Here is an 11,092-nt window from a genome sequence, read left to right as displayed (position 1 = left end):
CCGGCCCACTATTCAGCACAATTCATCACGACATGACAGATTTCCAGCCGATCCAGCTTACCGCCGCGCCGCCGGCAGACGATGCCGAGGACACCGCCCGCGCCGACCTGTATGGCCTGCTGGCCACGCTGTTCTACAGTGCACCCGATGCCGCGCTGCTGCACCATATCGCCACCAATCGCGCGGTGGGCGACGATGCCAACACCGTGCTCGGCAAGGCGTGGAACGGGTTGTGCGACGCAGCATCCGAGACCACCGCGGCCGAGGCCGAAGAGGAATACCGGCAGCTGTTCGTCGGCGTGGGCCGCCAGGATGTGTTCCTGTACGGCTCCTTCTACATGACGGGCTTTCTCAACGAGCGCCCGCTGGTGGCATTGCGCGAAGACCTGGCCCGCTACGGCCTGGAGCGCCACGAGGGCGTGATGGAGACCGAGGACCATATCGCCACGCTGTGCGAAGTGATGCGCTTCCTGGTGGCCGGCGATGACCTGTCCGTGTCCAACCTGGGCGAGCAGCAGCGCTTCTATGCGCAGCACCTGCAGCCGTGGGTGGAGAAATTGTGCGATGCGGTGAACGAGCATCCGCAGGCGCGCTTCTATCGCAGCGTGGCCGGCTTGCTGAGTGCGTTTGTCGGTGTGGAAGCGGTTGCGCTGGAGATGAACTGAAGCGAACAAAAGCGAGGGGCGATCCCTATCGGCACGCGCGGCGGCTTCTTCAGGGTGTCGCGCCCGGCCCGACAGACATGCCTCAAATTCAGCTCGAAAGTCAGGAAAAACCCGTGCATTACATGGTCTTTCCTGCTAGTTGATTCTAGAATATGCATAACAACGCATAACGGCTAACACCATCGGGCTTTGACAGCCGAGGAGCCCCCACATGACAGTGAAGCAAACCAGGGTCGCGCGCCGCACGTTTCTCGCGGGCGCTGGAGTTGTCGCTGCCGCTACGGGTGCGGCAGCACTGACAGCGCGTGGGCCGGCGATGCCGGGCCCGACCGCCGCGTTACCGGAACCTACCGACACCCCGTCGGACAGCAAGGGTTACCGCGTATCTGATCATATTCGCAAATACTACCGGACCACGCTGGTGTAAATGCCAGGGCGGCGTGGTCTGCCGCGCCGCCTGCAACCGGACGCAAACATCGTCCGCATCTGAGGTGAGACATGATCTTGACCCGCAAACGCGCGGCGCAGGGCGCATCCGCCCGCCTCGCTGACGGCCTTGCCAACCAGGCCGGCACGTCCTCTACCAGCGGCCGTCTCTCGCAGCGGCTCGCGGCCAGCCTGGCCGGCGCGATGCCGACCATGGACCGTCGCAGCTTCCTCAAGCGCTCAGGCATCGGCGTCGGTGCCGGACTGGCGGCCTCGCAACTGTCATTGATCCGCAAGGCCGATGCCGCCGACGACAAGAAGGCTGTCGCCGACGGCAAGACCGGCATCGTCGTCAGGCGCACCGTGTGCGGCCACTGCTCGGTCGGTTGCGCCGTCGACGCAGTGGTGCAGAACGGCGTGTGGATCCGCCAGGAGCCGGTGTTCGATTCGCCCATCAACCTGGGCGCGCACTGCGCCAAGGGTGCGGCGCTGCGCGAGCACGGCCACGGCGAATACCGGCTCAAGTACCCGATGAAGCTGGTCGACGGCAAATACCAGCGTATCAGCTGGGACAAGGCGCTGGACGAGATCACCGCGAAGATGAAGGAGATCCGCCAGCAGAGCGGCCCGGACGCGATGTTCTTCGTCGGCTCGTCCAAGCACAGCAACGAGCAGGCCTACCTGATGCGCAAGTGGGTGTCGTTCTTCGGCACCAACAACACCGACCACCAGGCGCGCATCTGTCACTCCACCACGGTGGCGGGCGTGGCCAACACCTGGGGCTACGGTGCGATGACCAACTCGTACAACGATATGCAGAACTCGAAGGCAGCTCTGTATATCGGCTCCAACGCGGCCGAGGCGCACCCGGTGTCGATGCTGCACCTGCTGCACGCCAAGGAGAACGGCTGCAAGGTGATCGTGGTCGATCCGCGCTACACGCGCACCGCGGCCAAGGCGCAGCACTACGTGCGCATCCGCTCGGGCACCGACATCGCGTTCCTGTTCGGCATGCTGTACCACATCTTCCAGAACGGCTGGGAAGACCAGAAGTACCTGCAGGACCGCGTCTACGGCATGGACAAGGTCAAGGAAGAGGTGCTGGCCAAGTGGACCCCGGACAAGGTCGAGGAAGTCACCGGCGTGCCCGAGGCGCAGGTCCGCATGGTTGCCGAGATCATGGCCAAGAACCGCCCCAGCACGCTGGTGTGGTGCATGGGCCAGACCCAGCACACCATCGGCAACGCGATCGTGCGCGCATCGTGCATCGTGCAGCTGGCGCTGGGCAATATCGGTGTGGCGGGCGGCGGCGCCAACATCTTCCGCGGCCACGATAACGTGCAGGGCGCCACCGACGTGGGCCCCAACCCCGACTCGCTGCCTGGCTACTACGGCCTGGCCACCGGCGCGTGGAAGCACTATGCGGCGGTGTGGGGCGTGGACTACGAATGGATCAAGAAGCAGTTCGTGTCGCAGACGATGATGGAGAAGTCCGGCACGACCGTGTCGCGCTGGATCGATATCGTCACCGAGAAGAACGAACTGATCGACCAGGACAACAACGTGCGCGGCGTGTTCTTCTGGGGCCATGCCCCGAACTCGCAGACACGCGGCCTGGAAATGAAGAAGGCGCTGGACAAGCTCGACCTGCTGGTGGTGGTCGACCCGTATCCGTCGGCGACCGCGGCCATGGCCAACATGCCGCCGGCCGAGGGCGACAAGGTCAACCCGAACCGCGCCGTGTACCTGCTGCCGGCCTGCACGCAGTTCGAGACCTCGGGTACATGCACCGCGTCCAACCGCTCGCTGCAATGGCGCGAGAAGGTGATCGAGCCGCTGTTCGAATCGATGCCCGACCAGACACTGATGCAGGCGTTCGCCGACAAGCTCGGCTTCGGCAAGGAGCTGTCGAAGAACTACAAGATGATCGAGGTCAAGCGCGCCGGCCGCACCTGGATGGAGCCGGAGCCGGAATCGATCCTGCGCGAGATCAACGCCAGCAACTGGACCATCGGCTACACCGGCCAGTCGCCGGAGCGGTTGAAGTCGCATATGCGCAATATGCAGATGTTCGACGTCAAGACGCTGCGCTGCAAGTCGGGCAAGGACCCGGTCACGGGCTACGACCTGACCGGCGACTACTTCGGCCTGCCGTGGCCGTGCTACGGCACGCCGGAACTGAAGCACCCGGGCTCGCCTAACCTCTACGACACCAGCAAGCACGTGATGGACGGCGGCGGAAACTTCCGCGCCAACTTCGGCGTGGAGCGCGACGGCGTCAACCTGCTGGCCGAGGACGGCTCGTATTCGCAGGGCGCGGAGATCACCACCGGCTATCCGGAGTTCGACCACGTGCTGCTGAAGAAGCTGGGCTGGTGGGACGACCTGACCGATGCCGAGAAGGCCAAGGCCGAGGGCAAGAACTGGAAGACCGACCTGTCGGGCGGCATCCAGCGCGTGGTGCTGAAGAACCATGGCTGCCACCCGTTCGGCAATGCCAAGGCGCGCGCGGTGGTGTGGAACTTCCCCGACCCGATCCCGCAGCACCGCGAGCCGCTGTACTCCACGCGGCCCGACATGGTCGCCAAGTACCCGACCCACGACGACAAGATGGCGTTCTGGCGGCTGCCGACGCTGTACAAGTCGGTGCAGCAGCGCAATATCGAGAACAAGGTCTACGAGAAATTCCCGATCATCCTGACCTCCGGGCGGCTGGTCGAGTACGAGGGCGGCGGCGAGGAAACCCGCTCCAACCCGTGGCTGGCCGAACTGCAGCAGGAGAACTTCGTCGAGATCAACCCGCGCGCGGCGTCAGATCGCGGCATCCGCAACGGCGACTTCTGCTGGGTGAAGACGCCGACCGGGGCGCACCTCAAGGTGCGCGCGCTGGTGACCGAGCGCGTCGGGCCCGATACCGCATTCATCCCGTTCCACTTCTCGGGCTGGTGGCAGGGCAAGGACCTGAAGGACTACTACCCCGAGGGCGCGATGCCGGTAGTGCGGGGCGAGGCGGTCAACACCGCGACCACCTATGGCTATGACTCGGTGACGATGATGCAGGAAACCAAGACCACCGTTTGCCAGATCGAGCGGTTTGCTTAAGCGCAGGGGAACACCATGGCACGCATGAAATTTATCTGTGACGCCGAGCGCTGCATCGAGTGCAACAGCTGCGTCACCGCCTGCAAGAACGAGCACGAGGTGCCCTGGGGCGTGAACCGGCGCCGCGTGGTCACCATCAACGACGGCATGGTCGGCGCCGAGAAGTCGATCTCGGTGGCCTGCATGCATTGCTCCGACGCGCCCTGCATGGCGGTTTGCCCGGTCGACTGCTTCTACCGCACCGACGACGGCGTGGTGCTGCACGACAAGGATGTGTGCATCGGCTGCGGCTACTGCTCGTATGCCTGCCCGTTCGGCGCGCCGCAGTTCCCGTCGGCCGGCACCTTCGGCGTGCGCGGCAAGATGGACAAGTGCACCTTCTGCGCCGGCGGCCCGGAAAAGAACGGCAGCGAGGCGGAGTTCGAGAAGTACGGCCGCAACCGCCTGGCCGAAGGAAAGCTGCCGCTGTGCGCGGAAATGTGCTCGACCAAGGCGCTGCTGGGCGGCGACGGCGACGTGATTGCCGACATCCTGCGCAACCGCGTGATCAAGCGCGGCACCGGCGGCGATGTGTTCGGCTGGGGCACGGCCTACGGCGTCCCCAAGACCGCGCCCGGAGCGCCCGCCGCGCCAGCCGGGTCCACTGCGCCGGACGCCCCCGGTGCACGCACCGCACCCGCCAAACCGGGAGGACAGGCATCATGAACCGCGTCCGCGTGATTGCCCTGCTGTCGCTGTGCGGCGTACTGTTGGCCGCCTGCGGCGAAAAGCCGCAGACCATCGGCCCGTCGCACCGCAAGGCCGACGCCCAGGCGTTCCAGGGCGCGCCCGACGATCCGTTCGTGGCCAAAGGCTGGACGGCCGGCGACAAGACCAGCTGGAACAACCAGATCCGCCAGCGCAACCAGTACCAGAACGAGTACAACCGGGTGCAATGAACGCGCCGCTGCGAATCCCGGGACGGCGAGTCCCGGGAATGCGGGCATATATGCCCGCTGAGCTGAAGGAGGGCCTATGACGCCGTCTCAAAATCGATGCCAGGCGCGTGCCGCGAGCTGGCGTGGCTGGCTGGCCGCCGGCGCGCTCGCGCTGATGGCCATGGCCGGCGGCGCCGCCGCCCAGTCGCCCGCGCCCGCACCCGGGCCCGCGACCGGCCCGGCCGCGTCTTCGGCCAATGCCGACGCCAACAACCCGGCCACGCACCCGGTGCAGCCGCTCGCCGGCATCGCCTCCGAAAACATCTTCAACGTGCCGCGCCGCGACATCGCCGCCGAGGCGCAGTCGCAGCAGCAGCGCACCGTCACGCAGCCCGGCAACAATGCGCCGGTCTGGCGCGAGGTCAATTCCGACCAGGGCCACTACAGCAGCCTGCCCGACAAGGAAGCTGGCGTGCTGATCCAGCGCACCGGGCAGGAATGGCGCCTGTTCCGCAACGGCGTGATCACGGTCTGGGGCGGCTGGCTGCTGCTGGTGGTGCCGGTGGCCATCCTCGGCTTCTTCCTGTGGCGCGGCACCATCCCGCTGCGCACGCCGCGCACCGGCCGCATGATCGAGCGCTTCACGCCGCTCGAGCGCATCGTGCACTGGACCATGGCGATCTCGTTCGTGGTGCTGGCGGTGTCGGGCATCGTGATGCTGCTGGGCAAGCATTTCCTGCTGCCGCTGATGGGGCACATGCTGTTCGGCTGGCTGACTTACCTGCTGAAGAACCTGCACAACGTGGTCGGGCCCATCTTTACGCTGTCGGTGATCGTGGCCTTCGTCGTGTTCCTGCGCGACAACCTGCCCAGCCGCGACGACGTGCGCTGGGTCACCAGCCTGGGCGGCCTGGCCTCCGGCAAGCATGTGCCGAGCGGGCGCTTCAACGCCGGCGAGAAAATGTGGTTCTGGATTGGCGTGTTCGTGTTCGGGCTGGTGCTGTCGGCCTCGGGCTGGGTGCTCGACATGATCGTGCCGGGCATGGACTACTACCGCTCGACCATGCAGATCGCCAACGTGATCCACGGCATCTCGGCCGTGCTGATGATCGCGATGGCGTGCGGCCATATCTACATGGGAACCATCGGCATGGAAGGGGCCTATCGCGCCATGCGCGACGGCTGGGTGGACGAGGCCTGGGCCAAGGAGCACCACGAGCACTGGTACGACGACATCAAGTCCGGCAAGATCCCGGCCCAGCGTTCGACCGGGCCGGATGCCGCGGCGGGGCGCCCCACGCGGCACAGCCCTGGCGAAGCCTGATGCCGGCGCCAACCAGATAACCCGGGAACAATCGACGATGACACGCATCCTGACGCTGATCGCCGTGGCCGCCGGCGCCACCTTCACCACCGGCGCGCTGGCGAGGTTGCCGGCGCCGACCGAAGCCCAGCAGGCCAAGGCGGCCGAGACCAGGGCGCGCGCCGCCTGGTCCGACAAGGTCGCCGCTTACCAACTGTGCCTGGCGCAGGACAAGATCGCCTCGCATTACTACGCCGAAAGCAAGGCCCACGGCAAGGAAATCCGGGCGCCGTCGCAGACCGCGGCATGTGCCGATCCGGGCCCGTTCGTGGCGCCGACGGCCGCCACGCCGGCGGCTCCGGCCCCTGCCGTGGCGGCCACCGCGGGCACCGCCAAACCGTCCACTCCCGGCGCGGTACAATCGTCCGCGAAGGCGCCGTAACCGCAGCCCCGATGCACGCCTGGACGGCGCGGGGCCCTCACCAGCAGTCCCCGAGCCCTCCCGTCATGACCTTGCGTCCCGAACTTACCCAGGCAGCCGTTCCCCTGATCGAAGAGGTTGAAGTCGTCGACGAGCAGGGGCGCGTACGCGCGGCTTTCCTGCCGGGAGAGCGGCCGCTGACGGTCTACCTCGACAAGCGCGAGCTGGTCACGCTGATGACGCTGGGCGGCGCGCCCGAGCACCTGGTGCTGGGCTACCTGCGCAACCAGCGCCTGGTGGAATCGATCGAGGATATCGCCGCGGTGCAGGTCGACTGGGAAACAGAATCGGCCGCCGTGACCACGCGCACCGGCGTGGACCGCATCGAGGAACGCACTTCGCGACGCGTGGTGACCACCGGCTGCGGGCAGGGTACGGTGTTCGGCTCGCTGCTGGACGAGGTGGACAGCATCCGCCTGCCGGTCGATACGACCCTCGACCAGGACACGCTGTACGGCATCATCGACACCATCCGGCTGCAGCAGTCGGTCTACAAGCAGGCCGGCTCGGTCCATGGCTGCGCATTGTTCAAGGGCACCGAATTGCTCATGTTCGTCGAGGACGTCGGCCGCCACAACGCGGTCGATGCCATCGCCGGCCGCATGTGGCTGGAAGACATGCGCGGCGACGACAAGATCTTTTACACCACCGGCCGCCTGACCTCAGAGATGGTGATCAAGGGCGCGCAGATGGGTATCCCGTTCCTGCTGTCGCGCTCGGGCGTGACGCAGATGGGCTACCAGATGGCCCAACGCGTCAACCTCACGCTGTTCGCGCGCTGCACCGGCAAGCATTTCCTGCTCTATACCGGGCGCGAGCGCTTCCGCCACCGGCTGCCTGAAGAAGCAGTGGCGTAAGCGCCACTTTAGTACTTGCGGCAGTGCAACGATGCAGGGGCGGATTGGTTGTACAATGCGGCGCACTCCGAGCCCGTGTGTCTACCTCCCAACCCTATGAGCATCAAATCCGACAAATGGATCCGCCGCATGGCGGAGCAGCACGGCATGATCGAGCCGTTCGAGCCAGGCCAGGTCCGGGAGGCCGACGGGCGCAAGATCGTGTCGTACGGCACCTCGAGCTACGGCTACGACATCCGCTGCGCCGACGAATTCAAGATCTTCACCAATATCAACAGCACCATCGTTGACCCGAAGAACTTCGACGAGAAGTCGTTCGTCGACTTCAGGGGTGATGTCTGCATCATCCCGCCGAACTCGTTCGCGCTGGCGCGCACGATGGAATACTTCCGCATCCCGCGCAGCGTGCTGACCATCTGCCTGGGCAAAAGCACGTACGCCCGCTGCGGCATCATCGTCAACGTGACGCCGTTCGAGCCGGAATGGGAAGGTTATGTGACGCTGGAGTTTTCCAACACCACGCCGCTGCCCGCCAAGATCTACGCCGGCGAAGGCTGCGCCCAGGTGCTGTTCTTCGAGAGCGACGAAGTCTGCGAGACCTCGTACCGCGACCGGGGCGGCAAGTACCAGGGCCAGCACGGTGTCACACTGCCGAAGACCTGAGCGCATTACAATGCCGGCGTTTGCCGGAAGGCTGGCCCCGAGAATGGCCGCCACACTTGACGTCAGAGCCACATGTCGCCGCTGCGGGGAACCTCCCGCCGGCCATGTGGCTCAAGTCCTTTATGTCCTGCTTTCCATCAAGGATGCCCGATGAAATTCCGCTTCCCCGTCATCATCATTGACGAAGACTTTCGCTCTGAGAACATCTCCGGCTCGGGCATCCGCGCGCTGGCCGAGGCGATCGAGAAAGAGGGCATGGAGGTCATGGGCCTGACCAGCTACGGCGACCTGACGTCGTTTGCGCAGCAGTCCAGCCGCGCATCGACCTTTATCGTCTCGATCGACGACGACGAGTTCACACGCGACGGCGACGACCAGCTCGAGGCCGCCGCCATCGAAAAGCTGCGCGCCTTCGTCACCGAAGTGCGCCGCCGCAACTCGGACCTGCCGATCTTCCTGTACGGCGAAACCCGCACCTCGCGCCATATCCCCAACGATATCCTGCGCGAGCTGCACGGCTTCATCCACATGTTCGAGGACACGCCGGAATTCGTAGCGCGCCACATCATTCGCGAAGCCAAGGTCTACCTCGACACGCTGGCGCCGCCGTTCTTCAAGGCGCTGATCGACTACGCGCAGGACAGCTCGTACTCGTGGCACTGCCCGGGGCACTCGGGCGGCGTGGCGTTCCTGAAGAGCCCGGTGGGCCAGGTGTTCCACCAGTTCTTCGGCGAGAACATGCTGCGCGCCGACGTCTGCAACGCGGTGGATGAACTGGGCCAGTTGCTGGACCACACCGGCCCGGTGGCGGCGTCCGAGCGCAACGCCGCACGGATCTTCAATTCCGACCACATGTTCTTCGTCACCAACGGCACCTCGACGTCGAACAAGATGGTGTGGCACGCCAACGTGGCGCCGGGCGATATCGTGGTGGTGGACCGCAACTGCCACAAGTCGATCCTGCACGCGATCATGATGACGGGCGCGATCCCGGTCTTCCTGATGCCCACGCGCAACCACTACGGCATCATCGGCCCGATCCCGAAGAGCGAGTTCGATCCCGAGACCATCAGGCGCAAGATCGCTGCGCACCCGTTCGCCAGCAAGGCCAAGAACCAGAAGCCGCGCATCCTGACGATCACGCAGGGCACCTACGACGGCGTGCTGTACAACGCCGAGCAAATCAAGGAGATGCTGGCGGCCGAGATCGACACGCTGCATTTCGATGAAGCCTGGCTGCCGCATGCGGCGTTCCACGATTTCTATCACAACATGCACGCGATCGGTAAGGATCGCCCGCGCAGCAAGGACGCGCTGGTGTTCGCCACGCAATCGACGCACAAGCTGCTGGCCGGCCTGTCGCAAGCCTCGCAGATCCTCGTGCAGGACTCCGACACGCGCAAGCTGGACCGCTACCGCTTTAACGAGGCGTACCTGATGCACACCTCGACCAGCCCGCAGTACTCGATCATTGCCTCGTGCGACGTGGCCGCGGCAATGATGGAGGCGCCGGGCGGCACCGCGCTGGTGGAGGAGAGCATCCAGGAGGCGATGGACTTCCGCCGCGCCATGCGCAAGGTCGAGGGCGAATATGACGACGGCAAGAACGGCGACTGGTGGTTCAAGGTGTGGGGCCCCGAAGCGCTGATCGAAGACGGCATCGGCGACCGCGAAGAGTGGATACTCAAGGCCAACGAACGCTGGCACGGCTTCGGCGACCTCGCCGACGGCTTCAACCTGCTCGACCCGATCAAGGCCACCATCATCACCCCGGGCCTGGACGTGGACGGCGAGTTCAGCGAGCGTGGCATCCCGGCGGCGATCGTCACCAAGTACCTGGCCGAGCACGGCATTATCATCGAGAAGACGGGCCTGTACTCGTTCTTCATCATGTTCACCATCGGCATCACGAAGGGCCGCTGGAACTCGCTGGTGACCGAGCTGCAGCAGTTCAAGGACGACTATGACCAGAACCAGCCGCTGTGGCGCGTGCTGCCCGAGTTCGTCGGCAAGTTCCCGCAGTACGAGCGCATGGGCCTGCGTGACCTGTGCGATGCGATCCACAGCGTGTACAAGGCCAACGACGTGGCGCGCGTGACCACCGAGATGTACCTGTCGGACATGGAGCCGGCGATGAAGCCGTCGGACGCCTGGGCGATGATGGCCCACCGCGAGATCGAGCGCGTGCCGGTGGACGAGCTGGAAGGCCGCGTCACCGCGATCCTGCTGACGCCGTATCCGCCGGGCATCCCGCTGCTGATCCCGGGCGAGCGCTTCAACCGCACCATCGTGCAGTACCTGAAGTTCGCGCGCGAGTTCAACAAGCTGTTCCCGGGCTTCGAGACCGATATCCACGGGCTGGTGGAGGATGAGGTCGATGGGAAGAAGGCGTACTTTGTCGACTGTGTGAAGCAGGGCGGCTGAGATTCGGTAGGAAACGTCAGTACGAAGAGCCCCACGTCAATGCGGGGCTTTTTTTCGTCCGGCGCCTGAATGCGCCGGGGACGTTAGCTGAACGGATTCAACAGCGCCGCCCCGGTTCCGCTGAAGTCCCTCCACATTGCGCGTAACAATGGTCAGGTCATGGATCAGCGCCGTCGCCGCGATGAACTTGTCCAGCGCGGGATGACTGTTGTCGTGGCTTGCATGTCGAATGCCCTCGCGTTGAACTGGGATGT

Annotated in this window: 10 protein-coding genes and 1 pseudogene; 10 read left to right on the top strand and 1 reads right to left on the bottom strand. The window is 65.2% G+C overall.

The genetic code is table 11. The features are described from left to right. Positions 1-32 precede the first annotated feature (32 nt). The 10 genes from AC10V3_RS16500 to AC10V3_RS16455 all read left to right on the top strand — a co-directional run bounded on the left by AC10V3_RS16500 (position 33) and on the right by AC10V3_RS16455 (position 10,838). Positions 33-665, top strand: coding sequence for a TorD/DmsD family molecular chaperone (locus AC10V3_RS16500; protein WP_454752367.1), 633 nt, complete (start codon positions 33-35; stop codon positions 663-665). A 211-nt stretch (positions 666-876) separates the two neighbouring features. Next, positions 877-1,092 carry a hypothetical protein gene (locus tag AC10V3_RS16495; protein WP_022536360.1) on the top strand — a complete coding sequence of 72 codons (216 nt, stop codon included), beginning with the start codon at positions 877-879 and terminating at the stop codon, positions 1,090-1,092. Positions 1,093-1,163: 71 nt separating this feature from the next. Continuing rightward, a complete protein-coding gene (locus AC10V3_RS16490) occupies positions 1,164-4,193 on the top strand; it encodes a molybdopterin-dependent oxidoreductase (RefSeq protein ID WP_490922603.1) in 3,030 nt (1,009 codons plus the stop codon). Positions 4,194-4,208: 15 nt separating this feature from the next. After that, entirely contained in the window at positions 4,209-4,898 is a 690-nt protein-coding gene (gene fdh3B / locus AC10V3_RS16485) for a formate dehydrogenase FDH3 subunit beta (RefSeq protein ID WP_022536358.1), read from the top strand. After that, a complete protein-coding gene (locus AC10V3_RS16480; RefSeq protein WP_022536357.1) occupies positions 4,895-5,131 on the top strand; it encodes a hypothetical protein in 237 nt (78 codons plus the stop codon). Before fdh3B ends, AC10V3_RS16480 begins: the two co-directional genes overlap by 4 nt. Positions 5,132-5,207: 76 nt before the next feature. After that, positions 5,208-6,434, top strand: coding sequence for a formate dehydrogenase subunit gamma (locus AC10V3_RS16475; protein ID WP_490922601.1), 1,227 nt, complete (start codon positions 5,208-5,210; stop codon positions 6,432-6,434). 37 nt (positions 6,435-6,471) lie between these two features. After that, the gene (locus tag AC10V3_RS16470) at positions 6,472-6,855 is read left to right on the top strand and encodes a hypothetical protein (protein WP_490922600.1); all 384 of its coding nucleotides are present in this window, start codon (positions 6,472-6,474) and stop codon (positions 6,853-6,855) included. 65 nt (positions 6,856-6,920) lie between these two features. Next, complete coding sequence (locus tag AC10V3_RS16465; RefSeq protein ID WP_022536354.1) at positions 6,921-7,751, top strand: formate dehydrogenase accessory sulfurtransferase FdhD; 831 nt, start codon at positions 6,921-6,923, stop codon at positions 7,749-7,751. Positions 7,752-7,847: 96 nt separating this feature from the next. Continuing rightward, positions 7,848-8,414: a dCTP deaminase gene (gene dcd / locus AC10V3_RS16460; RefSeq protein WP_022536353.1), complete on the top strand. Its 567-nt coding sequence runs from the start codon at positions 7,848-7,850 to the stop codon at positions 8,412-8,414. A gap of 150 nt (positions 8,415-8,564) precedes the next feature. Continuing rightward, positions 8,565-10,838, top strand: coding sequence for an Orn/Lys/Arg family decarboxylase (locus AC10V3_RS16455; RefSeq protein WP_454752365.1), 2,274 nt, complete (start codon positions 8,565-8,567; stop codon positions 10,836-10,838). A gap of 83 nt (positions 10,839-10,921) precedes the next feature. On the opposite strand, the pseudogene AC10V3_RS16450 reads toward AC10V3_RS16455, so the two are convergent. Further along, a pseudogene (locus tag AC10V3_RS16450) lies at positions 10,922-11,036 on the bottom strand (VapC toxin family PIN domain ribonuclease); the annotation flags it as partial. Between the last annotated feature and the right edge of the window lie 56 nt (positions 11,037-11,092).

The sequence above is a fragment of the Cupriavidus sp. PB-02 genome, assembly GCF_058252315.1.
This window is presented reverse-complemented; position numbering and strand designations above follow the sequence as displayed.